This window comes from Paenibacillus sp. MAH-35 (assembly GCF_058135425.1).
The window spans coordinates 259783-285538 of the sequence record NZ_JBYUPU010000001.1 but is presented as its reverse complement, the minus strand read 5'-3'; the positions used below and the strand labels follow the sequence as shown (position 1 = coordinate 285538).

The following is a 25756-nucleotide window of genomic DNA, read 5'->3' as shown; positions in this document are numbered from 1 at the left end:
TTCCTATGCCTGTATATGACATGACGGTAAGTCGTCCTACGCCAGGCTCAGGGAGGAATCCATGCGACGAGAAAAAATACTGATTGTGGACGATGAAGTCGAGATAATCGAACTGATCTGCCTTTATTTGGCCCGTGAAGGGTACCAGACCTTAACTGCGCTTGACGGCTACGGCGCTATCGAGATGGTCGACAAATCCAAGCCTGACCTGATTATTCTCGACATCCAGCTGCCGGATCTCGACGGATTCGAGGTATGTCTGGAGCTCCGTAAAATGACGAAAGCACCGATATTGTTTTTAAGCTGCAAAAGCGAAGATTTGGACAAGATTTTAGGCCTCGGCGTCGGGGGGGACGATTATATTACAAAGCCTTTTAGTCCGGGTGAGATGGTGGCGCGGGTGAAAGCGCACTTGCGGAGAAGCCGGATGCAGTCTGAACCGGTAACGCCTGAGCATACGCTGACGTTCGGGGAGCTGACGATCGATCCGAAAAGCTTTACGGTGCGTCTCTCGGGCGAAGTCGTGACGCTCTCGGCCAAGGAGTACCAGCTGCTGCTGCTGCTCGCCAAAAATCCGGACCGCGTCTACAGTCTGGATCAGCTGTTCACTCAGGTATGGGAGTCTCCCTCGATCGGAGATCCCCGCACCGTCATGGTACATATAAGCAATGTCCGCAAAAAAATAGAGCCGGACCCGGCTCATCCTACTTACATCGTAACCGTCCGCGGAGGCGGCTACAAGTTCAACGGTTCTCTGGCCGGTCCGGGAAATTAACGAACCGCATACCCGGGAATAAGCGCCGAAGGGCCATGCTCGATCCGGTACCAACCGTCGCCTGAGCCCTTCGCGCAGCGGACAAGACCGGCTTATACGCCGGGAGCTGTCTTTCTTCCTGCGACCCGGGCAAGCACCCAATGCTTGTCGCCGATAATTTCCCGGTACAGCTCCTCGTAGCGGAATATTCGTCCCAGGTCGGCCAGAAACGGATAATGGTCAAAATCGTCGATAAGGACCAGCGCGCCCGTCTTCAACGAGGGAGCGAACAGCGGGTAGGCAAGCGATCTTCCGTTGCCGTGCGGCCCGTCTACGATCATCGCATCGATCGACTGCGGCGCCGGCATCATAGAAGCAAGATCCCCGTAAAACGTATTGCGAATCGTATAATGCCCGTACTGGGACTCCGGCACCTCTTCGCCGATGTGCTCCCACAATCCGGCCGCCTGATCCGGATCGGCAAACAGCCGCTCCCAGTCTTCGTCGCCGATCTGCTTCAAAGGTTGTCTGACCACCCGGATCGGCTGGCCCTCCACCCGCGTCTGCAGTTCCCCGGCCCATGTAGGCTGATGCTCAAGCGTCGTGACCTTCACAGCCAACAGCTCAAGCGCCAGCAGCGACCGCCAAAACAACGTCGACTGTCCCCCGCCCAGCTCCAGTACGTGCAGCGGCTCTCCGCCCTCTCCGTTTTCCATCCTCCGGGTCAAATGAACGAGCGCCCCTTTGCTGAGACTCATAGGGCCGAAGCCATACCCTTGCTGCTCGGAATGCAGCAACGCTTTCTCAATATCGCGGACGAGCACGTCCTACCCCTCCCAAGCTATCGTATTCGGCGCCGGATCGAGTATCGACTCGTATTGTTCCTTCCAGCCGTAACGCCCTTCACTGTCAAGCCGCATATACCGGTCGTATTTGGCGCGCCGGTCTTCCTCCCGGGCCCAACCCATATGCTTCACTCTCAGCGGATGGCACCAGTACGAAAATTGGCTGATCGTCAAGGGAAAGCGGCCGCAGTGCTGAGGCGTCTCTTTCCACGCGTAGGGAAGATCCGCCTTGTAGCGCACGAGAAACGGACGGTACACGAGATGGGCCCGCCAGTATGCGTCTTCCCGGTAATGCGTCTCGCTCCACATATCATATAATCGAAAATAAACCGCATCATAGCTCCGCTGGGCGACGATCTGCTCGATCGCCGCCTTGCTGCCCGGTTCGAACCATTCGTCGGCATCCATATTCAAGATCCAGTCCGGATTGCGGCCGGCTGTCTCGGCCCATTGCTGCTTGCGCAGCGTCACTTCATGATGGAACGAAGACCGCTCGTTGCTCACCAGATGCAGCGGGATTCCGGACAGCACCTCCCGGCATACGTCCACCGTATCGTCCGTACTTCCGTCATCGATAATAACCGCTTCGTCGATATAGTCCAGGTGGCTTTCAAGGGCGCGGCGCAAGTAGCGGTCGGCTTCGTTGCGGACGATCATGGACAGCGTTATTTTCCCGCCTTCGCTCCTCACGGGCGTCCCTCCTCTTGCTTGGCCAGCTTCTCCTGAAAATACTTTTTGTTGTACAGCATGCTCGGATGGTCGGGGCGGAAACGAAGCGCCCTCTCGTTGCACGCATACGCTTTGTCGGTTTGACCCAGCTTGTCGTACAGCACGCACAGCTGCAGCAGCGGCAGCCAGGTCCAGGCGGCATGATCGATCAAAGCTCCGGAGCGCGGAGGTTCTCCGAGCGATGCCGCCGTTTCATACCAATATATCGCCTGCTGGAGCCGGTTCTCCGCCATAAACAACGCGCCCAGACGGCAGCAGCATTCCGCACGCGGCCGGTCGTATTCCATCGAGCGGAACAACGCCTGCAGCTGATTATCCCGTTCGTACATCCGGCCGTAGCAGTCCGCCAGCTTGAGACAGGCAGCGATTTGATCCTCGACCCATCCCTGTTTCGTCTTCAGGAAGATATCGTACTGGACGACCGCTTCCTCCACATAGCTGTGATCCTTAAGCTCATTGGCGTAATAATATTGATCCCGGGGACTGAACGTCTCGCCCTGCTCCGCCTTCCTGCGGTAGATGCGCAAGTTGCGGTCGGTATACGTCTTGTCTTTCCGGTGAGTCACCGCGATGTCGCTGTGGATCACATGGCCCGCCACTTCCAAATACTCGTGCACGACTCCGATCCAGCGAAAGCCGCATGACCGCTTGACCAGCCGATTCCGCTTCAGGCTGACCGTAGGTTTTCCGGCGCTGTCGAACATCAGATGATAGTCCATCATGACACTATCCACTTTCGGGTCCAGCTCCCGCTTGAGCGCGATGAATTTCTCCCGGTCCGGCTGTTCCAGCACGTCGTCAGCATCCAGCCACAGAATATAAGGCTCGGTCGCCTGGCCGAACGCATAATTGCGCGCAGCCGAGAAATCATCGATCCAAGCGAAGTCATAGACTTTGGCCTGGAACTGCAGGGCGATTTCTTTCGTCCTGTCCGTCGAGCCGGTATCGACGACTACAATCTCGTCGGCAATCCCTTGAACTGACTGGAGGCATCGTTCCAACGAACGTTCTTCATTTTTGACGATCATGCACAAACTGATCCCGATCCCGGGAGTATCGCCTTTTTCGATCGACCGTTTGAAGCGGATCGCCCCCTCGATGTCGGAGTCCCGATATATATGATAAGCGGGCTTGCGGGTATCGACATACAGTCCGATGCCCAGCGCCGCGGCACGAATGCAGAAATGCCGGTCCTCTCCCCAAAACGAGACATTGGGCAGCCGGCGGAACCGGACGCCTTTCTCCAGCGCCTCTTTTCGGATGAGCGTACAGGCGCCCAGCCCTCCAACCTCATAAACGCCCGGAATACGCATCAGCTCGAGAAACTGTGCCGCCTTCCGGTTCGCCTCCTCGTCGGTCAGCGCCTTCCGGCGCGATTGGCGGACAAAGGAATATTCGTCCATCATCCACACTTGGGGCAGCTCGCTCGTATTCGGCTGCCAGCGGGTCCAGAAGATGTTCGAGACGATGCTTTTTCCCGTCCCGTCCAGACGCAGCAGCGTATCGGGATGGACGAGCAGATCGGAATCGATCAGAAACAAAGCGTCATAATCGCGCTCCAGCGCGTGCTCGATGATCCGGTCTTTCATCGACGCCACCTTATCGACGAGCGTATCGTTCCAGTAATGGGTCGACTCGTCCTTGATATACGCGTGCACCTGCTGCTCCTTGACGATCGTCACGCCGTCCTGCCGCTCCGCAAACTCCTCGAGCAGCCGGCGCGACGCTTCTTCCTCGTTATCGTCGAAAAACAAATAGTCCACTTCCAGCCCGTCCCGGTCCAGTCCGGCCAGACTTTCCAGGAACAGCTTCAAAATAGCGGACTTTTGATGGACGGGGCTAGCCGCAAGTATTCGTCTGCTCATTCGATCCCCTTCCTCGTGGCTTGTGCTGGCGAAACCGGTTGTGCCGCGCGCCGGTCGTCGCGGCCATCCGCCATATCCGGCTGTACATGTTCAAGCTCCGCGATCGAGGCGAGACGGTCACATAGAAACCGTTGGAAGCACTCGATCAGCTTAATCATCGTATGCAGCACCGCAAAAATAGTTGCCATAAATCGTCGAATGTCCTTTGCCCGCCAAGCGGATGCAAGCTCTCTGCCGTCAACCGGATCGTGTTCCTTAGCAGTCTGGACAGCGATAGTTCTTGCACCCGGCACAGCGTGCATTCAGTATGTTGAACCGGATCGGCCGATCTCCAACCTCGTGGTCAAACTCACCGTAGAAGTTCCGATCTTGTGCCGGTTCATATATGCGGGCCGGACTTCTTATGCCCCTGTTGTCCGCTTTCGAACCGCAGCCCTTCTGTTCTAAGCCCCGGCGACAAAACATACGTATGAAAGTAGCGATTACCAACATTAAAGAAGGTGTGTCGTCCATTGAATATCATTTATCCCCCTACGATCGAATGGGAAGGGAGCGCCGTCTACCAGAGGCCTCAGCAGCTGTTGAACGCTTTCGCCAAGCTGGGCCACCGCGCCGTATTTGTTGAGTACGGGAGAAATGACCGAACCGATAACCGGGGCGGCGTGGAGCTGTGCGGCGTGAACAGCGTTCCGTTACGGATGGACGGTCCCACGGTGCTGTGGGTGACTCATCCTCCCCATTTCAGGCTGAAAGAACAGTGGCAGGCGGACTTGGTCGTATTCGATTATATCGACGAAGCCGTTGAAGAATTTGCGGTCTGGCACAACGACGATCTGAATGCGGCGATTCAAGCGGCCGACCTGGTTACGGTCGTCAGCCAGAGGCTGTACGATCTGGTCACCGGACAATATCCGGGCAAAACGGTCGTTCTCCTGCCTAATGCAGCCGACTACGATTTTTTCCACAATGCCGGGACGTTGGCCGTTCCGGGCGATCTGGCCGCGATTCCAAGACCCGTAATCGGGTTCTACGGTTCGATCTCCACCTGGATCGACACGGACTTTATTACCGCGCTTGCCGGACTGCGGCCGGACTGCTCCTTCGTGCTGATCGGACCGGACTATACGAAGGCGGCCTCGCGCCTCGCCGGCTTCCCGAACGTTTACTTTCTCGGTCGTAAACCGTACGAGTCGCTCCCGGCTTATGCCGGACATTTCGATGCGGCGATGATCCCGTTTCAAGTCCGCAAAATGACCCACAGCAGCTCGCCTATCAAAATGTATGAATACTTGGCCGCCGGTATTCCTGTACTCGCCTCGCCTATTCTGGAAGCGGTCCACTGCCCCCATGTGTTTACTTCGGACAATCCGGCGGACTGGAGCGCGGAGATTGACCGGATCATGACCGGCGGCAGCGATGCAGACAAGGCGGCCCGGCAGAGCTATGCCGCGGAACATTCCTGGACGGCGCGCATTCATGCCGTGCTGGAGCATCTGGAGCCTCTCGCTTCAAGTAAAGCGAACGGAGGGATGAACAGCGAAGCGTACTGGGATCTGCGTTTCGCGCAGAACTGGGAAGCGTATCGGGGACGGGAGCAGACGCTTTTTTTTGTCCGCGTCGCCCTGGGGTCCATTCCGCTCTCGATCCAGACGGATATCGCCGCCCGCAAGCTGAACGTATGCGACGCAGGTTGTGCGCTCGGCGACGGAACCCATCTCCTTGCCGAGGCGTGGCCCGGCTGCTCGTTCGTCGGCATCGATTTCGCCGAAGCCGCCGTCAAGCGCGCGAAGCAGCTGTATCCGCAGCACGAGTTTCTCAGAGGCGATATCGGGGGATTCACCGAGCGGTACGACGTGGTATTCGTGTCGAACACACTGGAGCATTTTTACGACCCGCATCCGATTATTGCGCATATGTTATCCAAGACCAACGATTATTTGATCATCATGGTGCCGTTTCAGGACGATTCCGGCGAGCCGGAGCATCATTACCGGTTCGACAAGTCCGATTTCGCCATCAACCGGGACTCGTTTCATTTGATATATGCCGAAGCTATCGATTGCAACATCCTTCCAAATTCCAGATGGGGCGGAAAACAACTTGTCGCCTGTTACGCCCATGATCGGCTTGTCCGGCCGGAGCAGATTACGTTGCAGTCCTATTCGTTATAATTCGGCTCGGGCGGAACAGCGTTTCCCCCAAGCAGCTCCGCAAGCTGACTGCGGATTGGCGCCAGTTCGTCACGGTGCCGGGAATAAGACGCCAGCCACTTTCGGAGCGGTGGGGACGTTCGTCGAATAGCGGCTCGCTGCTTTCTGCTCCGGCTCCACATTTCCTCAACGACAAAAAACGCTCCCGGCCCACGGCTGGCGTGGAACTTGGAAGCGTCTTTGTTCAAAGCTGTAGCGGTACTCGGGACATTCCCCGCCGTCTGTAGCGTACCCGGGCGGAAGCGGCTCAGTCACGTGCTTGATCCGGAACCCCCGGGTGGCAAAAAATCGGCCGCGTCCGGCGAATTAGCAGCTTCACTTTCTATCGTTTTGGCGCTGCGGATTACGAACAAGTAATAAGCAAAGTAATACGAAATGATGACGAAAACAATGCCCCCTGTAATCGGATCTTTCGTCATCATGACGGGATCCTGCGGTATGCCCGCACCGAAATCCCCCATCATCGCCACTTCAATAAAACGGTAAACGATCCGGCCCAGAAACAACGCCAGCACCGTCGACTCGATCCCGATGTGCGTACGGAAAAACAGCTCGTCGTGGCGCCGCTCCGTCACGAAATGACGCTCCGCATAACGGGCGAGGACAAGTCCGCCGATCACGCCGGCCGCGTACCCGATCAGCATAACAGGGTGTTTCAGCGCCAGCAGCAAAAGCATCAGCGCCGCAAAAGCAAAAAAGCCGAGCCGGACTTTCATCCGGCGGACGGACAGCTTCTGGAACCCGATACTCCGTTTCGTTCTTCTGTACATGATGAAAGCAATAACTACCAGGGGTACCGCAAATTGGCCGATTGTATTCATCTTACGTTCCTCGCCTCCTCCTGCTACCGCCCCCTAGTGTACCAAAAACAGTCCAGGGTCCGCATCGTTCCGGAGACGGAGACGGAGACGGAGACTTTCCGGTAATGCTCCGCCAAACAACAAGGAACAAGCCCCGGCCGCTTCAACTGGAAGGAGCCTGCTCCCCGCTCTGCGTTAGCCTGCCCCTGATCCCCTGATCCCAGGCTCCCCCGCTTCACAAATATTACCGGCTCCGTTAGTCCCTCTGCTGCAACATCCGCCGCATGTAAACGAGCAGCCGTTACCCGGCTCCGGTCTTTTCCTTGCGGTAAGCGCCGGGGGTGTATCCCGTACATTTCTTGAATATTTTAATAAACGTCTGGCTGTGTACAAACCCGACCTTCTCGGCAATGTCCTGCACAGGCAGCTCCGTCTGCTCCATCAGCCGCATCGCCTGCTCGATCCGGACCGAGTTGACGTAGTCGACAAACTTGACGCCGAACTCTTCCTTGAACAGCCTGCTGATTGACGTCGGATGAAGCCGGAATTCGTCTCCCAGCATCGCCTGGGATAAGCCGGGATCGGCATAGTTGGCGTCGATGTACGTTTTGACCTCCTGCAGCACGTTCCGGTTGTTTCTGGACTCGCGCCACTGCAGCAGCCGCTCGCCGACCGCGTCGAAGACGGCAGTAAGCGCCGCATCGATTTCCCCGAGCGTCTCCCCTTCCTTCAGCGCGTCTTCAAGCTTCCCGCTTTCAGCCAGCCACGCCGACTGGAGCTCGGCCGGCAGCTCAATCATTTCCCTCTGCACATGGTACAGCAGCACGAACAACAAATGCCGGATCTGCTCGCCGCCAAGCGAGCTGCCTTGCATCGAAGCCAGCAGCAGCGACCATTCCTCCCGCCATCCGGGCTCTCCCATCCGGAACGCGCGGCTGATTTCCTTAATTCTCTGGAGCTCCGCCACGATTTCCGGTCGCCCGCCTTCGGGAAGATCGCGAAACCGGATCACCCGGTTCAAGCCGAGCGGTACTTTATACGCAAGCGCCTCGCTGGCCGTCTGGAAAGAACGCGAGATCTCCTCGATCCGCAACGCGGCCGCTCCTACGCCAATCGTCACTGTGAAAGGCAGACTCGCCTCCGCCCAGCTGCGCAGCCTCTCGAGCGGCACCTCTGCCTGGCTGCCCGCTGCCGAGTCGCCCCTATGCCCGATCATGATGCCCAGCCGGTGTTCCCCAAGCCAATCGGTCCATACCGGGAAGCCGGCTCCTCTCACCGTCTCTTCGGCAGCCGATTGCAGGGCATACTTCAACAGCTGCCTGTCCGGATCGGTATAATTGCGGCATACGTTCACGAAAAAGCGGTCGATCTCGACGACAACGGCCGACGCCATCCCCTCATCCGCCCACAAGCCGAGCTGCTCCGCTTCGCGCAGCGCTTCCCGGGACGCCGCAGCAGTCCGCCCTTCCGCCAGGCGGCGGAACAGAAACGTTTTCCTGAAACGCCGGTTCTCCTCATTTTCGCGGCTCAGCCGGTTGGACTGATCCCATAAACTGTCCAGTGCCAGACCGATCGTCTGGAACTCGTCGCGCTTGCCGGGCGCCGGCGACAAAATAGCCGATCTTTTGGCCGAAAACACGCTGATCTGCCTCACCAGCGATTCCACGGGCCGGTAATGCCGCTTCGTGACGAAGATCATCCAGATCAGACCGGACGCCACACAGATCACTCCGAGCGATACCGATACGTACAACACTTGCGACACCCAGCCGAAAATGCCCGGCTGCAGCAAGCCTCCCTCGATTTTCCAACCGGTGTAGGGCATCTCGGCGGTAACGAGCTTCTTGCGCTCCTGTTGGCCCGCACGCGCTTCCGCACCGTTTGTATACGCGATCACAGCGCCATCCGCACCAGTAATCTCCAAATACCCCGTAGACGTATCCGTCGAATCGGACAGCAACGTCTGCAAGGACGATACATCGATATTCGCGACGAGAAGACCGGTCGTCCGCAAATCGGATATTTTGGACAGCGAGACGACGTCCGCCCGCTTTCCTGCAAGCGTCGTCTCGTCCAGCGGACGCAGATCGCCCCAGGTGTACCTGCGGTCCGAGTTATAGACCCGTTCGAGGTAAGCCTGATCGGGAAAGCTCTCCAGCCTGCTAATACTGGTCGGCATTAATACTGTATGATCTTCGGGCCGGTACAAATATAACGAATGCACCAACGGCATCCGGGACTTCAAATTGCCAAGAGCCAAGGCGGCCGGGTAGGCGCCTGCATAAGACGGATCGCTGCCGTCATAAAAAGCGGCCACTCTCGTATCCGTCGATACAGTGTCGTACATGGCGTTTTCGATCGCCCGCAGCGACTGCTCGATCAGTTGTACCGCATTTCGCACTACAGCCTCGTTCGATTTGATCGCGGACTTGTCGGACAGCTGCCGGACGCTGACGAATGTGATCAGCAGCAGCGTGACGCACACGGCGATAAAAACGGGCATATACGAAAACAGCAAACGGTAAAACCAGTTTTTACGCATCCCGATCCAGCCCCTTTCGGACGTAAAATGTACGTATATTTGAAACCGCTTACCAATTTACAAATCGGATAGATACCGTTATTATTTCCTATACATGTTCCCCCGTCAAGCCTTACCGGAAGCGCATCAAAAATGATTCATGCCGCAAAAACCGTCTATTTCCAAAGCGGTCCGGCGCCGGGTACGATCAGGGTGCAAGTAACGGACCAACACGAGACCAAGAAAAGGGGATGAACGAGGCATGAAACGATTATGGAAAGCAGGCACGGCGATTGTGCTGGCAGGCAGCCTCCTGGCCGCTTGCGGCTCCAAGGAAGAAACGACCAAGCCGGGTGCCGGACCAAATGCCGAAGGCCAAGCGCCCGCTATGCCGATTCGTATCTTTATCGACGGGACGAACAATGCACAGCTTCCTTCCGAGCAGGAAGATTTCGTCAAGAAGACGATCGAGCAGAAGTTTAACGTCAAGCTTCAAGTGGAGTATATGACTCCGGGAGCGGATTACAACAGTAAAATCAACGCCTACCTCACCTCCAACGATCCGCCCGATATGTGGCGCGACTCCAACGGCGACGGAGGCCAAAAGTACGCGCTGGACGGTTTGCTCGGCGATATTAGCAAATTCGTTACTCCGAAGGCGATGCCGAACTATTTCAAATATTGGGTCGATGAAACGACGCTTCAGCGGTATCAGGTGCACAACCAGTTCGTCCGCGCGCCCATTCCGTACAACAAGGAGATTTACCGCGCCTGGTATATCCGCAAAGACTGGCTGGACAAATTGAACCTGCAAGTTCCGAAGACGTACGACGAATACGTAAACGTGCTGCGCGCTTTTACGAACAACGATCCGGACGGCAACGGCAAAAAAGATACGTACGGCTTCTCCTTGTCCGCCGGGGGCGACGGAATCGGGCTGGACTGGCCGGAATATCACAAGAACGGTCTCATCTTCGCCAGCTTCCTGGAAAACGGCGAGTTCAAAGATATGCAAACCGATCCTCGCGTGGAAGGCGTCCTGACGGACATCTCGAAAGTGATCGGGGAAGGACTGGTCGATCCGGACTGGTTCCTGAACAAAACGACTCAGCATGTCGATAAGGCCGCTCAAGGCAAAATCGGCGTTGTCTTGGGGGCGACCAAAGATTTCGCTTACGACTCCAACCCGCAAAGCCTGCAAAGCAAATCGAAGGCGATATTTCCAAACGCCAACTGGGTGCCGTTCACGCCGTTCGGCGACAAGCCGCTGCAGTCGGGCATCGCTCCGGGATCGCCGTTCCTGTTCCACAAAAATGTGGTCGAGAAAAGTCCGGACAAAGTAAAACGGATCACCGAGATTCTCGATTGGCTGGCCGGCGAGGAAGGGTTCCTGCTCACCCATTACGGCGTCGAGAACAAACATTATACGAAAAACGGCAAAACGATTACGCTCAAACCGGAAGTGATTCAGGAAGAGATCGTGAAAAAAGGCGACTGGCTGACGATCTGGGACTTCTTCACCCCGAACACGCCGAATATATTCGGTCTGACCGTAGTCGATCCGAGAGAGACCGACCGCGACCGAGAAATCGCCAAAACGCTCGCCGCGATCCCTTCCGCTCCGTATATCGGCACCAGCCTGACGCCTCCGTCCGGGTTCGACCTGGCCGCGTTCCGCAAACGCCAGCGCGAGCTGCAGGCCAAAGCCGTGTTCGAAGACAAGTCGGGCAAAAACTGGCCGGCCTACCGCGAAGAGCTGATGAACAAATACAGCGGCAGTAAGCTGTTCGAAGCGTATGCGGCGCAAATCAAGGCGGCGGGTCTCGGGAAATAAGCATCCGGTACCGGCAGTGCAGCGTCGTCGTGCCTTAAACTATAAGCCGGTTTTGCGGTTCTACGGTTCTGCGTTTCGGCTATCCCATGCTAGTTTAAGGCACACGACTCTATCTGTGTTGCACCGGCATCAAGAGGGCGTCCCATAAGTCATTCTGCGATTTTTGGAGTCCCGCTAGATCCGATTGTCCTTGTGAAAAAGGACCTCAGCCTCCACTTTACCGTGGATTTTGAGGTCCTTTTGTTTGGAACATGGGACGTTCCCGTGTGGTGCGAATCCTTTTGGGACCACTCCTTGTTTGCCGAACATATATACAGTCTGTCGCAAGCTCCTATCCGGCTGAGGGTATTTTCGCGCACCGCTCTTCCGGTAGCGAATTAAGGCAGCTTGAGCGCTACGACAATGCCCTGCGGATCGAACCGGATCTCCCTGATCGCGATCAGCGGGGGCAGCCCGTCGCTGATCGGGACGACAATCGGCTCCAACTGCAGCCACGAGGACGGCACGCTCCAGTCGCGGATACGGGTGGCGGTATGGCGGACGATCAGGTCGGGAGACCGCCATTCCAGCGCGAAATCGAGAGCGGCTCCGACCTTGACGTTCGCGGCCGTCCTGATGTTGACATGCGCGGTCAGCCGGTCGCCCCGCTGCTCGAAACGGGCCCCTTCGATCGTCACGTTCGGGCGGAGCTGCGGCTGCTCGGACAGCTTTTTCTTCAATAGATCGTTTAACTCTTGTTCGTTGAGCCGGACTTCAAGCTTCCGGTTTTGGAGCATGTCCAGCGCTTTATCTACGAACGATAACGGGCGATAAGCCAAGTCCAGCTTCTCCTGCGGTTTCGCGTACCATACCGCGGCGCCCGCCGCCGCTGCGAGCAGCACCAGAACGGCTAATATAATGAATAACGATCTTCGAACCAAACTCTCCCACTCCCAAAACCGACAGTTTGACGTCCGCCGTCCGCCGCCTACTGCCGCATGATCCCCCGTCACCGTCCGGTTCGCTCTCGGATCGGCTTATAGTTTCTAAGGTTGAGCCGGGGAGAATAAGAGCGGTCTGAAGCTCTTATTTCCGGCCAAACCGTTTATTTTTTAAAAATAAGGAATGATTGTATCCTCTATTTCGCATAAAGTATGGTTATCCCGCGCCTATCGCCATAATTAAGAGCTTCCAACCACTCTTATACAAACGGGAATCGACTTTTTCCGGAAAATAAGAGCCGCAAAAGACCTTTATTCAGTCGCCGAGGCTCCTTACAATGTTAACTCAGAGAGCAGTCGCGGCGTTTCCGGGAGCAACCATACACGTTGCGCAGCACATACTCCTTAGGTGGACGGATCCCGGTCCCTCTTCTCCTTCAGCCAGCGCGGGGCTCCTTTGTTTTTGCTGTCGCGCTGCCGGTCGCTCGCCCGGTCTTTACCTGCAGCAGCCGGTCTCGGCGCTGCGGACCTCTCCCGTTCGTTCCGCAGGCTGGCCGCGCCAAGCGAGCGAAACCCGCCGGTCGTAGAACGAAGCGACGCTCCTTCCGCCGGAGACTTCCGTACAACGGCAGATTCCGGCTGAGCGACGCCGGAAGTCCGCCCGGCTGCAGGCTCGCTTTTCTCCGTTTTTCCGCCGGGACGGTTCTCGGATACGCGGGCCTCATCGCCCGCCCCACGGCTCCGTCCTCCGGACGCCCGCTCCTTCGTCCCTGTCCGTTCGGCGCCGCTGCGAACCTCGTGAGGCTCGACCACTTTGCCCTTGTACATCGCCTTCTGCCGGATGACGATGCCAAGCTGCTTTTCGAACTTGCGGATAATGAACATTTCCTGCTCCGTAACGATCGAGACGGACCATCCGCTGCGTCCCATCCGTCCGGTACGTCCCGCTCTATGCACGTAATGATCGGCATCCAGCGCAGGCTGAAGGTGGAAGACATGCGTCAACCCTTCGATATCAAGCCCTCTGGCGGCGACATCGGTCGCGACCAGCGTGCGCAGCTTTCCGGTTCGGAACTTGGCCAGCAGTGTCGTCCTCTCCTGCTTGGGGGCGTCGCCGTACAGGGCGTCCGCCGACAGTCCCGCATGCTGCAGCTTGGCGGCGACTTCGGCAATGATGTCCAGGTCGTTGACGAACGCCAGCGACGATTTCGGATCGTACAGCCGGACCAGCCTGCGCAGCGTATCGACCTTGTCGCGTTCCTGACAGACGAAGACAATATGCTCGATCCCGCCAGCCGTCCGCTGTTCCGGGTCGATATTCAGCTCCAGCGGCTCCCGCATCCATTTGCCGGCCATCCGGCGCACCTCGGCGGGAAGCGTCGCGGAGAAAAACAGCAACTGCCGGTCGCGCATCGCACGATCGACCACTTCCTCGGCTTCCTTCGCCCCGCCGAGCGCGAACATCTGATCCGCTTCGTCGATGACGATCGTCCGGACCAGATGCATCTTCACTTTCCGCAGCCGGATCAGCTCGGCGACCCGTCCCGGCGTGCCGACGACGATATGCGGGTGCTGCTTCAGCCGGTCGATCTGACGATTGATGGCGGCGCCGCCGATCAGTGCCAAGCTGCGAATTCCTTCCGGCGCTCCGTACTTCTCGATCTCCGCCGCGATCTGTACGCCGAGTTCCCTCGTAGGCGCCAGCACGACCGCCTGCAGATCTTTGTTCGATGCGTCGATCCTCTCTAGGATCGGCAGCAAATAAGCGAGCGTTTTGCCGGTTCCCGTCTGCGATTGCCCGAACAGGTCGCGTCCTTCCAGAGCGGCGGGGATCGCCTCCTCCTGGATCGGCGACGGCTCGACTATGCCGTACCTGGCTAACGTTTCGACAATGGTTTGACGGATGCCAAGCGATTCGAACGTCGATTTCATTGCGGTATTCCCTCATTTCCGGTAATCATTCGTATCCTCAAACTATACCATATGTCGCCGCCTGTCCCAAATCCGAAATTTGAATCAAGTCCGCACCGGTCCAGGTTCCGCATCGATGTCCGCTGGGGGGCGAGAAAAACCGCCAGGGAACATTTAGTATCGATTCTTTACACGGTCTACTTAAAGCTACTTAACCCACACGTTTGTGCATGGGAGGGGGGACCGCTGCCTTCGCTCCAGCCGTTAGTTGAAATCGTGTTATGTAAAGGGGGGTTGTCGAAACAGCATGCTTCAAATGCGGCCCATAAATGTCTTTCTGCGAGCAGGTAGTGTCGCCTTCGCCAAACCCGTCTGACACGTGCGGGCAATAACATAATAAGAGTCTTTGGTACCCTATGTTCGGCATATTGGGCTGATAGAGACAATATAGAGGCGGTTTGCACCCCTTATTTCAGCCAACAAGGGGGAGCTGCACCCGTTTCGCGGAGATTAGCAGCTGCTAACGAGGCTGTCGATTCATTGTGTAGAAGTGTTAAAAAGGCCGTTCCAAGTGAAAAGTTACCTTCTTCTGCTCAGACAGGTTGTCCGGAATCCCTTGATTTCATAAGGATTGTAAGGTAGGGGATTCCAGACAAAACTCGCAAGAAGGTAATCTTTTCCCTTTCCACTTGGTTGTCCACATTGAATCGACAGCCTCACAAACCGCTCTTATTCAGTGGTCCTCCTCTCCCCGTTAGGAGCGAAGCGCCACTTTAACGCTCCAGCATCGTTAAACCCCCTTCAACAATAAGAAAAGCTTTTAAACGAAGCCTTTGCCACGATGCATGACCCTGCGTAAGCGGTTGCTATACTTGGTACAGAAACTCGCATTCTGCTTTGTTTGAAGCAACGCTTTGAAGCTTTATCACTTTAGCAAACTTAAACTTTCTGGTGTAACAATCAAAAACACGGAGAGAGGCTGCCCTGCGCCATGCGCAAGCCTTCCTCTCCCCGTGCTCTCTAGCAAGCGGCTGCCTGACTTAGGCGAGCCCCATCATTTGCTTCACTTTTGCCAGATCATGCTCGAGCCGCTCGTAAGCCGGGAACGGTGCGTGACATTCCAGCGTTACCCAGCCGGCGTATCCGGTCTCCTTCAGCGCGTCGAACAACGGCTGATGGTCGGCTTCCCCTTCACCCAGGCGGCATTGCAAAAACTTCTCCTGGCCGTGCTTCGTCAAGTTGACGAACGTACCGGGCGTTCCGGTTGCATCCACCCGCTTCTCGTCCTTAACGTGGACGTGGAACATCCGGTCGCCGAGGCCGATGACGGAGTCGCGTCCGTAGTCGGTATCGGTAATGTACATATTGCCCGCGTCGTGGATAAGGCCGACGTTGTCTTCCCCGACCAGATGAACCAGGCGCAGACTGGATTCGACCGTCTCCGCCAGCGAAATGTTGTGGATTTCCAGCACGATTTTCCGCTCGTGCTTCTTCGCTTCCACCGCACACTTCCGGAGCCAGTAGGCGGATTTGGCGTAATGATAATCCTGCGCCAGAAAAGCGTTCGGGCCGCCCGCCACGACGCGGATCATCGTTGATCCGAGCGTCAAGGACGCCTCGAGAATACGCTGAAAATCGGTGAACGCCTGCTCGGACTCTTTATCGCTTGCTGTAGAGAAGCTGCCCATATACCCGGCGAGCACGGGAATTTCCAGTCCGAGCCCGTCAGCTACGCTGCGAATTTCCTTGATCCGCTGAGCGCTGGTCGAAGCCGACAGATGCGGCTCCCGCGCAGCGATTTCGAGGCCGTCGAAGCCGAGCTTTTTCGTCAGTTGGAGCGCTTCCTGGATACTATGATCGATTAAAACGCCGCTGAATGCCGCGAATTTCATTTCGTCTGCTCCTCCAATCGGTATACGAGCTCTCCGTCCTTGTACGTTTGCAGCAGCCGGACGCTCGATTCGTTCCGTTCGAACAGCACGAGATCGGCCGGCGCCCCGACGGCGAGTCCCGCGCCGGACGGCAGCTTCATGAACTGCCCTGGTATGACCGAAGACATATCCCAGACATCCGCCAGGCTGGCCAAACCGTTTTTGAGCACATGCTCGATGCCCCACAGCAGCATTTGCGCTGATCCGGCCAATATTTTCGGGTTATGCGCCGTATGGAGCCGGCCTTCCTCCGTCTTGACGACTTTGCCGCCGACGTGAGTCATATATTCCCCGGCCGGCATGCCGGACAAATAGACGGCGTCGCTGACCAGCATCGCCTGCCGGCCCTTCGTCTTGAAGACGACTTTCAATACCGCTTCCGGCAAATGGAAACCGTCGGCGATCACGCAAGTCCACAAGTCGTCTTCCGCGAGCTGCTCCCAGATATAGTTCGGGTGGCGCGGCAGCATCAGATGCGAGCCGTTGCCGAGATGCGTCGACATCCGCGCTCCCGCGCGGACCGCTTCGCGGATCTGCTCCGGCGTCGCCGACGTGTGGCCGATCGAGACCGTCACTCCGCTGGCGCTGCACTTGGCGATGAATTCCGCGCTTTCCGGCCATTCCGGAGAGAGCGTCAATATTTTGATCCGTCCGCCTGCGGCGCGCTGCCACCGTTCGAACATCTCCCACTCGGGAGCGCGTACGTACTCCAGCCCGTGCGCGCCTCTCGCACCGTCCTCCGGCGAGATGAACGGACCTTCGACATGAATGCCCGCGACCATCCGGTTCGTATGCGAATCGTTGTCGCACGCCCGCGCGATCATGCCGACCGCTTCCTCGATCGCTTCCGGCGAGTTCGTAATGATCGTCGGATAATAGGCGGTGACGCCTTCCTGCCATAAGGCCCGGCTTACTTTCGTAACCAGCTCGGTCGAGAAAGGCAGCGTATTGAAATCGTCACCGAAGTAGCCGTTGATTTGCAAATCGACAAGCCCCGGACCAACGTGCGGCAGAGCAGCCGGGTTGGCCGGCGCGAAAGGCTCGAGACCGGTGATAACTCCATCGCGGACTGTAATCCGGACCGGCTGCCCGCTCGAATAATGAATCCCTTCGATTATTGCGCTTTCCCCTATCGCAGTAGTCATATTAATCACTCTCCGTAAGAATCGCGGTCTACGTACAACGTGCACTCCGGATGTCTCCGCAGCACCGTTGACGGGCATTCCGTGGAAATATCGCCGCTGAGCGTCCGCACAACGGCGTTGCGCTTCGTCGGTCCCGGCACCATGCAGTACAGATAGGAACCCGACATCATCGTCGGAATCGTCAGCGTCAGCGCATGAGTCGGCACGTCGCCGAACGACGGGAAGCAGCCGTCGTTCACTTGCTGCTGGCGGCAGGCGTCGTCCAGCTCCACCGCTTTAATAACATGTGGATCGTTAAAGTCAGCGACCGGAGGATCGTTAAACGCGATATGGCCGTTCTCGCCGATGCCGAGGCAGACGATGTCGATCGGCGCTTCGCGGATCAGATCGCCGTAACGTTTGCATTCCGCTTCGATCGAGCTCGAGCTGTCGATCAGATGCACCGTGCCCGGCTTCACTTTATCGAACAAGCGCTCGCACAGAAAACGGCTGAACTTCTGGGGGGCATCATTCGGAAGCCCGATATATTCGTCCATATGGAACGCCGTAATGCGCGACCAGTCGATCTCCGGATCGGCGGCAAGCGTATCGAGAAACTCGTTTTGCGACGGAGCCGCCGCAAATATCATCCGGATGCCCGCTTTTTTGCCGAGCAGCTCCTTGATTCTCGCCGCCGCCGCGCGGCCGGCCGACATCCCGAGATCCTGCCGGTTCGCATATACGTTCACTTTCAAATGATCTACCGTTTCCGCCTTAACGGGTTGTGGCTGCAAGCCCATGTCAATCTTCCTTTCGAATCAATTGTTGGATTGCATTCTTGATGATGGACTCCAGCTCCGGATCAAACGCAGCCGGCAAAGCAAAGTAGACGAAAGAATCTTTCCCTTCGTAGCCGCCTTCGGCCACTTGCGACGCTGTAGGCACATATCCGACCATGCCGTTGCTGTACCCCATCGCCAGCGTTTCGCCGCCGCTTAGCTGCTTCGCATACGCTCCGTATTCCAGCACGACTTCGCCGTCCATGGCGAGGTAAGCGAGTCCTTGGGCCAGCGCGATCCGGTTCACCTGGAACGGGATATACGGCCGCAGTTTCTCCGGGTGGCAACGCAGCTTCTCGGCCCACTGCTGCATATGACCGCCTTTCCCGGCTGCCTCGTCCAACTCCGCCTCCGATGGCAGCGGCTGGAACGGCAGCTCCACTACTACACGGCTGCCCGATAAGGGCGCCTGATCAAGCGTCTTCATCGGACCGTCCAGCACGCGCTCGACCTCGTCGGCCAAGCTGCGGCCGAACCGCATCACCTCTTCGTCGTGCCCGCTGTAAAACTTGCCGTCCCGGTGCAGCGCCGGGCGGATATTGCCGGCACAGCCCTGCAGAAACGATACGACCGCTCCGCAGCCGAGCGTCGCTTCCAGACGTTCCGCGGCAACCCCCGGGTAGTCCGAATTGATGAAGTTGTCCCCGGTTGTCGTCGGATGGCACGTATAATGGATAAATACCGCTTTGGTCCCCCCGTCGTCTTTGCGGAAACGGACCACATTTACTTCGGAATCATACAGCCCATCCGGATTCGGCGCCATCGTCATCTTGTCTCCGGCCATCTTGCGCCGGTTAATGCCGATATAGCTTTCTCCCTTGCCCTGTTCGGCCGTTACCGGCTCGAGATTCGCAATCGCGGTCTCGACCGCGGCGAACAGCTGCCGCTCCAAATAAGTCAAATAATCGTCGTCCGTCAGCCCGAGAATGTCGCAGAAGCTTGCGCTCGTCTGAGGTCCTCCGTGCGTGTGCTGGGCGCTCAAAATGACGTCGGACGGCCGGATGCCGAACTTGCTCTCCAACGTTTCACGGATAGGGTCCATCCGCTCCCCGGGCCACCATATAATGTCGCCCATCCCGATCAGCACCCGGCGCGTCTCGCCGCCTTCCGTCTGCTCGAATACGTTCATTCTCGCAAACAGCCTGCGGTTGATGCCGGCGTACGGCCCCTTCCGGTGGCCGTAACCGGCCAGCGGTATCGGCGATGCCGGGGTAATGTCGATCTTCGCCGTTCCTAGAAGAAGCCGACCTTCCGTACCCGTGCCTTCGCTCATCCCGACACCTCTTCCAGTCGGATCGGCGCACCGGACTTGGACGATTCGTAAATCCCCTCGACCAGTTGAACCGCGCGCAAGCCGTCGATCCCTTTCAGGTACAGCTCCTTGCCCGATTCGATCGCATCGATGACGTTCTCCAACTGGATTCGGTGATTGACGTGCGAAATGCTGCGGGGATCGGACACGCCTCCATAATTCGTATTTTCCCCGAGGTCCGGCTGCTCGACGCCCGGTACGGTCCAATGGGTGATCGCAGAGCCCTCCAGCTTGATCGAGCCTTTTTCGCCATACAGGTTCAGCGCGGCTGCGAAGCCCGGCTGGATGCTGGTCGAAGCCATGATCGTACCGAACGCCCCGTTCTTGAACGTGATGAGCGCAAGCCCGATATCCTCGGCTTCCATCGTATGAGTCTGGGTCGCCGTTTTGCCATAAACGGTCTCCACCGCTCCGCCGAACCAGAGAAGCAGATCGATCGAGTGAATGCCCTGGTTCATGAGGGCGCCGCCGTCCTGGTCGATCGTTCCGCGCCAGTCGGCACTGTCGTAATAAGCCTGCGTACGATAAAACGGAAGCGATACTTCCACGAGCAGCAGCTTCCCGAGCGCGCCGCTGTCCAACACTTCGCGCACCGCCACGTGCTGCTTCTCGAAGCGCCGCTGGGAGATGACGGAGATTGTCACGCCTTTTTGCTCCGCGGTGCGGATCAGCTCCAGCGATTCCTTCGTATTCATTGCAATCGGCTTCTCCACGACCAGATGTTTGCCCGCGTTTAATACGTCGAGCCCGATAGCCGCATGACTGCCGCTCGAGGTCGTTACGCAGACGATATCGATGTCCGGATTGGCGAGCAGCTCTTTGTAGTCCGTGGCATAGCCGCAGTTTTCTTTCTCCGCGAACGCTTTCGCCCGGGCTTCCGTCCGGTTCGCCACGGCAACCAGCCTGCCTCTGCCGATCTCCTTAATAGCCGCCGCATGAAAATCTGCAATCGAACCGGTTCCGATAATGCCGAATCCCCAAGTTTTCACCCGATACCCTCCTATACGATAGTTCAAATAGTATCAAACGAATCCGTGTCCCCCATGGATATGGGTTTATTTCACCGGGAAAGCTTCGTTCACAAGCACGCGAAGCGCTTCCAGCGTCATCCGGGAGCCGGCCGCCTTCGTGCCGCCTTCCGGCAAGTAATGCGTCTCGATCGTGAACATGCCCGTATAGCCGTCCTCGGCCAGCGCGCGCAGCTGTGCGATGAACGGAACGTTGCCGGAGCCGACCGGCACGCAGCGGGAAGTTCCGTCCGGAAGAACGTAGGCGTCTTTAATGTGAACGTGTGCAAGAACGTCTTTAACGAGCCCGTAACCTTCCGGAAACGCCGGTCTGCCGCCATACGCTTCGTTGCCCGGGTCCCACAGCACCTTCATCGCCGGAGAGTCAACCGCACGTACGATCTTCGCTACTTCCTCGGCAAATCCGCCGTTGCAGGAAGGCTCATTTTCCTGAAGCAGCATGATGCCTTCCTTCTCGGCCACAGCCGCCGCTTTTTTCATATGAGCGACAATGTCGTCGAAATAAAGCTCCGGCTCGTTCTCTCTCCAGAAAGAGAAAATGCGGATGCTGCCTGCTCCGAGCTGCTTGGCGATCGCGATGACGCGGCGAAGCTTCTCGTGATGCGCTTCCACGCTTTCCTCCGCTTGCCCGAACACGTCGCCGGACGCTACCGGACGGGTCGGATCGAGCGCGCATTTGTAGAGCGGGGACGCGATCGCCGTAACCGTCAGCCCTCTGGCCTCGATCTGGCTGCGTACCGCCGCAACCTGCTCGTCCGTCATGTTCGCGATATTTACGCCGTCCACGACCCGCACCTCGATATACTTCAAGCCTTGCTCCACGATCCAATCGAGCGATTTGGAGAAATTATCCGGATACACTTCATCTGTCAATATGCCTAACCGTTCCAATACCAAAACCGTTCTCCCCTTTCGATTTCAGCGCGAAACGCTACGAACGTTTGTTTGCCTGCAGCGAACCGCACCTTTCCAACTATAACTATACCAAGGTTAGGGCGTGATGTGTTGATCTTTCTTACGATTCGGTTATACTTTTTTTTCGTTCAGCTTCCCGATCGCACCTGTATTATAGTTGTATCTAGCAGATGACGTCAACAGAATAATGAAGTCGCAAGCCAGCCTCGTAGAAAGCTTCTCCCCGTTCCAATTATTCGTTATAATAAATGAAACTAAGCAGAACGGAAGATTCCTATGAGACGCGACAACGAATTCCGCTATTCCCGGCTGGCCAACATGCTGAGAGAGCAAATCGTATCCGGATATATCAAGCCGGGCCAGTTCCTGCTGTCGGAGAACGAACTGTGCAAATATTACGGCATGAGCCGCACTTCGGTGCGCAAATCGCTGGAGCAACTTCACAAGGAAGGGCTGATCGTCAAAAAGGTTGGACAAGGCACGATCGTCTCGCCCGATTTCGTCCCGTCCCCCGGAGAGAAGCGCACGCTGCGCATCCTGGCCACTTCCCCTTCCCATTATGTGGATAACTGCCTGGGCACGATCATCGAAGCGTTCCAGGCCCGGTATCCGCAAATTGATGTGAAGCTGCTTCATTTCCCGAGCTTCAACTTCTGGGACTGGCAAAGAACCGGAGCCGAGCTCGGCGTCCGTCCGGATCTGGTGCTGGTAACCGACCGCAGCTTCGCGGAGTCGGACCGGCTCGATCCGTTTATCGATCTGGGAGACAAGCTGCCCGACCTGCTGGACGGCTTCTACCCCCGAATCGTCGAACCGTTTCGTCACGAAGGCGTCCTCCGCGCCCTTCCCGTTACGTTCTCGCCGGTATACCTGGCGTACAACCCCCGGCTGTTCCGCCGGTTCGGCGTGCAGGAGCCGTATCCCGGCTGGAGCCGGGAACAGCTGATCGAAGCGGCCGGCCAGCTCACGAGAGACGAAGACGGGGACGGCGTTACCGATCTGTACGGGTTGTCGCTCTCTTCGTTCCCGAGCCGCTGGCCGGTCGTCGCCTTGCAAAATGGCGTGAAGTTCGACGCTACGACCAGCCGTGAGAGCATCGTCGAGACGCTGAAGCTGTTCCGCGACGTTTTGCACCGCAAGCGGATCGCCACGCTGTATCAGCCGTACCGCTCCAAAATCAATCTCCACGCCTTTCTTCGTGAGAAAGCGGCTATGGTGCTTACGACCTCGATCGAGATCGCGGGCTGGCGGAGCGAAGGTATGACGTTCGAGGCCAAAGTGGCGCCGCTGCCCTTCGGTCCGGTCAAATCGACCCTGCTCGTCGCCAACGCTTTTATGATTCACAAGGATAGTGACGATCCGGAACTGGCGCTGGAGTTTTTGCGGATCGCCCTGGACCCCGGGCTGCAGACCGAGCTTGCCCGCGATACCGGCTTTATGTCCTGCCTGCCGGATGTTAATGCGGCCGTCTGGAACGAGCGTCATCTCGAATCGCTGAACATTACGGGCCGCCATATCGAGAACGGCTATTTTCTGCACGAGCTGTTCGCCGATTCCCATCGGCTGGACGACCTCAGCGGGGAAATGGAGCTGTTCTGGGCCGGATTGGAGCAGGCGGAGCCGCTCGCCGACCGGATCATCGGCATTTTGTCCGGAGCGACTTAATCGGCATCTATTCGACAACGCAATTCGACAATCCCAAGCTTCCGGTTCCGGAAGCTTTTTTAGGTTTCCACCGCAATTTCTCGCGTTCCGCCCAGCCTTAGGTCTCATCTTCCCCCATCCTTTTCCAATATCCGCCCGTCCCTGGTCCCCCCTTCCCGGCCATATGTAGGACATTTTCTTTATAATATTTGACAATCGGAAAAGGAGTACGCGCTCCCATGTCGAATACAGGACTATGCAACTATTGCGAACATTGACGAAAATAGCGAAGGTGGGATTTTATGAAGGGAACATTGTCGAAATTGCTCTCGCATTTGTCGAATTTCTGGAACAAGGCGAGAAGCGGCATGTCCTCTGCCGACATCCAGAGCACGGGCAGAACGTACAAAATGAAAAATCCGGTTAAATCGTTAGGCGTCAGATTGTTTCTCATCTTCTTCGCCAGCATCGTTTCCATGGTTCTTGTAGTGGGTATTTTATCCTACCAAATATCGAAGGGCGTCATTAAAGACAAAGTGGCGGACGCTTCGCATGAGACGATCGTCCAGGCGACCGACAAGGTCGACTTCCTGCTGGAAAGCCTGGAGAACATAACGGTTCAGATCATGTCGGACGAAGTCGTCTCTGACAATATGATAAAGTACAAAGACAAGACGCTGTCCAATTTCGATAAGCTGCAAACCGGCCAAGCGGTCAACAACCGGCTCAAAAGTTACGTGTTGTCCAATTCGAAGCTGGCCGACGTCCATATCGTCCCGTATGCTCCCGACGTAACCGATACATACCGCACGATTACAACCCTGAAAGACGACGTCTATACGACGCCTTGGTTCCAGGAGATCAAAAACGGGGACGGCCGGATCACGTTCCTCGGCACCAGCAAAGCCGGCTACGCCGCATCGGCCAACACGTTCGCCGTAGCCCGCGTACTCCGCAACATCAAGTCCAGCACGATCGAAGGCATTCTGATTCTGGAAGTGAAGACCAGCGCCTTGAAAGACGCGCTCGGCACCGTCTCGATCGGCGAAGGAAGCGAGATCCGGATCGTCGGCAAAGATAACAAGATCATCTACTCCGAGAAATCGGAAGATATCGAAGCCGCCTACCGCGTCGATCTGGCCGCCCGCATCGATTCGACCCAGGTCACGTCCGGTACTTTCGATACCGAGATTGAAGACAAGCATTACTTGGCCGTTTACGATCCGATCTCGAAATCGGGCTGGTATGTCGTAGGAGCCGTTCCCGTAGGCGAACTCGTCAAGGACGCCGAGCAAATCTCCAAAATTACTGTGATTATGGTCATCATAGCCGCACTGCTCGCCATCTTCGTCGGTTATGTCGTCATCCGGCTGATCGCCCGCCCGATCGTCGCCATCCGCAACCTGATGATGGAAGGCGCAAGCGGCAACCTGACCGTCCGCACCAAAAATACCGGCAGGCAGGACGAGATCGGCCAGCTGTCGGTCAGCTTCAACCAGATGATGGAGCAGATTACGAGTCTCGTCTCCCGCACGAACATCTCCGCGAAGGAGGTGCTGGGTACGGCGGCCGAGCTGTCCGACGCATCGAAGAAAACCGAGCAGGCCGCGAAGGAAATCGCCGTGGCCACCGAGGAAATCGCAAGCGGCGCCTCCTCACTCGCCGTCGAGGCCGAACGGGGCAGCGACTTGACCGGCAGCATCAGCCAGAAAGTCGGACACGTCGTCGACGCCAACGTTCTCATGGAAGCGGCAGCGGCGGAAGTGCAGCAGGCGAGCCGCAAAGGAACTTCGTATATGACGGAGCTCATTACGAAAACCGGCACGACGGAAGATATGATCCGCTCGATGGCCGACAAGGTCGAGAAGCTTCAAGAGAGCACAAGCTCGATCCGCAAAATATTGGAAATGCTTAACAACATTACGAAGCAGACGAACATTTTGTCGCTGAACGCCACGATCGAAGCCGCAAGAGCGGGAGCAGCCGGCAAAGGCTTCATGGTCGTCGCCGACGAGATCCGCAAGCTTGCCGACCAGTCGAAGCAATCGATCGACGTCGTCGCGCAAATTACCGAACGGATTCAGACCGAGATGAAGGAGACGGTCGATGTTCTGTCCGAAGCTTATCCGATCTTCCAGGAGCAGATCGCTTCGGTTAAGGACGCCGACGGAATCTTCAAACAGGTGCAGCAGCAGATGGACGGCTTCGCCGCCAAGCTGCAGGAAGTCACCCTGTCCGTACAGGAGCTGAAAAATTCGCAGGTCGTGCTGTCCGACGCGATGAGCAACGTCAGCGCGGTAGCCGAGCAATCGTCGGCCACTTCGCAGGAGGTCGCTTCCCTCAGCACCGAACAGCTTAGCATCAGCGGCGGGCTCGTCCGGTTGTCGGACAAGCTCGAGGAGTTGTCCGATTCGCTGAAGGAATCGCTCAGCAAGTTCTCGATCTGACTGTCAATAGGGGCCGGACCGGACAACCGGCGCGGCCCCTCCGGACAACAAGACGCCTCCATCCCTTTGATCCCGGGGATGGGGGCGTCTTTCGGTTTCCGGTACGTTTGAAATCGGGCGGGCGGAT

The 25756-nt window shown here is 57.2% G+C and carries 19 protein-coding genes; 5 read left to right on the top strand and 14 right to left on the bottom strand.

All coding sequences use genetic code 11. The annotated features are described in order from the left end of the window. Positions 1-61: 61 nt before the first annotated feature. Complete coding sequence (locus tag AC3Y2E_RS01135; RefSeq protein ID WP_190924472.1) at positions 62-775, top strand: response regulator transcription factor; 714 nt, start codon at positions 62-64, stop codon at positions 773-775. Between the two features lie 92 nt (positions 776-867). Here AC3Y2E_RS01135 and AC3Y2E_RS01130 read toward each other — a convergent pair whose 3' ends face one another. Genes AC3Y2E_RS01130 through AC3Y2E_RS01115 form a run of 4 tightly spaced genes read right to left on the bottom strand, consistent with a single transcriptional unit; the run spans position 868 to position 4381 of the window. Then, positions 868-1578, bottom strand: a complete 711-nt coding sequence (locus tag AC3Y2E_RS01130; protein ID WP_379206279.1) for a class I SAM-dependent methyltransferase — start codon at positions 1576-1578, stop codon at positions 868-870. Between the two features lie 3 nt (positions 1579-1581). Then, on the bottom strand, positions 1582-2289 hold the full coding sequence (locus tag AC3Y2E_RS01125) for a glycosyltransferase (RefSeq protein WP_379206277.1): 708 nt from the start codon (positions 2287-2289) through the stop codon (positions 1582-1584). After that, positions 2286-4193, bottom strand: coding sequence for a glycosyltransferase (locus tag AC3Y2E_RS01120; protein ID WP_379206274.1), 1908 nt, complete (start codon positions 4191-4193; stop codon positions 2286-2288). The genes AC3Y2E_RS01125 and AC3Y2E_RS01120 overlap by 4 nt, the downstream gene beginning before the upstream one ends. Beyond that, entirely contained in the window at positions 4190-4381 is a 192-nt protein-coding gene (locus tag AC3Y2E_RS01115) for a hypothetical protein (RefSeq protein WP_379206272.1), read from the bottom strand. Before AC3Y2E_RS01115 ends, AC3Y2E_RS01120 begins: the two co-directional genes overlap by 4 nt. 324 nt (positions 4382-4705) lie before the next feature. On the opposite strand from AC3Y2E_RS01115, the gene AC3Y2E_RS01110 reads away from it, so the two are divergent. After that, the gene (locus AC3Y2E_RS01110) at positions 4706-6364 is read left to right on the top strand and encodes a methyltransferase domain-containing protein (RefSeq protein WP_379206269.1); all 1659 of its coding nucleotides are present in this window, start codon (positions 4706-4708) and stop codon (positions 6362-6364) included. 290 nt (positions 6365-6654) lie between these two features. Here AC3Y2E_RS01110 and AC3Y2E_RS01105 read toward each other — a convergent pair whose 3' ends face one another. Together AC3Y2E_RS01105 and AC3Y2E_RS01100 are read right to left on the bottom strand one after the other, a co-directional pair. Next, complete coding sequence (locus AC3Y2E_RS01105) at positions 6655-7224, bottom strand: CcdC protein domain-containing protein (RefSeq protein ID WP_379206267.1); 570 nt, start codon at positions 7222-7224, stop codon at positions 6655-6657. Between the two features lie 280 nt (positions 7225-7504). After that, positions 7505-9745 (bottom strand): helix-turn-helix domain-containing protein, encoded by a 2241-nt coding sequence (locus AC3Y2E_RS01100; RefSeq protein WP_379206265.1) that lies wholly within the window; start codon positions 9743-9745, stop codon positions 7505-7507. Positions 9746-9986: 241 nt separating this feature from the next. Between AC3Y2E_RS01100 and AC3Y2E_RS01095 the strand changes: the two genes are divergently transcribed. Next, complete coding sequence (locus tag AC3Y2E_RS01095) at positions 9987-11558, top strand: extracellular solute-binding protein (RefSeq protein ID WP_379206263.1); 1572 nt, start codon at positions 9987-9989, stop codon at positions 11556-11558. Positions 11559-11935: 377 nt separating this feature from the next. Here AC3Y2E_RS01095 and AC3Y2E_RS01090 read toward each other — a convergent pair whose 3' ends face one another. The 8 genes from AC3Y2E_RS01090 to AC3Y2E_RS01055 form a co-directional block, all read right to left on the bottom strand. Further along, positions 11936-12478 (bottom strand): hypothetical protein, encoded by a 543-nt coding sequence (locus tag AC3Y2E_RS01090; RefSeq protein ID WP_379206261.1) that lies wholly within the window; start codon positions 12476-12478, stop codon positions 11936-11938. A gap of 405 nt (positions 12479-12883) precedes the next feature. After that, entirely contained in the window at positions 12884-14410 is a 1527-nt protein-coding gene (locus AC3Y2E_RS01085) for a DEAD/DEAH box helicase (protein WP_379206259.1), read from the bottom strand. A gap of 1019 nt (positions 14411-15429) precedes the next feature. Further along, complete coding sequence (locus AC3Y2E_RS01080) at positions 15430-16281, bottom strand: sugar phosphate isomerase/epimerase family protein (RefSeq protein ID WP_379206256.1); 852 nt, start codon at positions 16279-16281, stop codon at positions 15430-15432. Beyond that, positions 16278-17465 carry an N-acetylglucosamine-6-phosphate deacetylase gene (locus tag AC3Y2E_RS01075; protein WP_379206254.1) on the bottom strand — a complete coding sequence of 396 codons (1188 nt, stop codon included), beginning with the start codon at positions 17463-17465 and terminating at the stop codon, positions 16278-16280. Before AC3Y2E_RS01075 ends, AC3Y2E_RS01080 begins: the two co-directional genes overlap by 4 nt. 5 nt (positions 17466-17470) lie before the next feature. Then, the gene (locus tag AC3Y2E_RS01070; protein WP_190924442.1) at positions 17471-18244 is read right to left on the bottom strand and encodes a glucosamine-6-phosphate deaminase; all 774 of its coding nucleotides are present in this window, start codon (positions 18242-18244) and stop codon (positions 17471-17473) included. Between the two features lies 1 nt (position 18245). After that, positions 18246-19556 (bottom strand): neutral/alkaline non-lysosomal ceramidase N-terminal domain-containing protein, encoded by a 1311-nt coding sequence (locus AC3Y2E_RS01065; RefSeq protein WP_379206251.1) that lies wholly within the window; start codon positions 19554-19556, stop codon positions 18246-18248. Beyond that, positions 19553-20584, bottom strand: a complete 1032-nt coding sequence (locus AC3Y2E_RS01060; protein WP_379206249.1) for a Gfo/Idh/MocA family protein — start codon at positions 20582-20584, stop codon at positions 19553-19555. Before AC3Y2E_RS01060 ends, AC3Y2E_RS01065 begins: the two co-directional genes overlap by 4 nt. A 66-nt stretch (positions 20585-20650) precedes the next feature. Continuing rightward, positions 20651-21520 carry a sugar phosphate isomerase/epimerase family protein gene (locus tag AC3Y2E_RS01055; RefSeq protein ID WP_379206247.1) on the bottom strand — a complete coding sequence of 290 codons (870 nt, stop codon included), beginning with the start codon at positions 21518-21520 and terminating at the stop codon, positions 20651-20653. 294 nt (positions 21521-21814) lie between these two features. On the opposite strand from AC3Y2E_RS01055, the gene AC3Y2E_RS01050 reads away from it, so the two are divergent. After that, positions 21815-23203 (top strand): extracellular solute-binding protein, encoded by a 1389-nt coding sequence (locus AC3Y2E_RS01050; protein WP_379206245.1) that lies wholly within the window; start codon positions 21815-21817, stop codon positions 23201-23203. Positions 23204-23484: 281 nt separating this feature from the next. Then, the gene (locus tag AC3Y2E_RS01045; protein ID WP_379206242.1) at positions 23485-25629 is read left to right on the top strand and encodes a methyl-accepting chemotaxis protein; all 2145 of its coding nucleotides are present in this window, start codon (positions 23485-23487) and stop codon (positions 25627-25629) included. Positions 25630-25756: the final 127 nt, after the last annotated feature.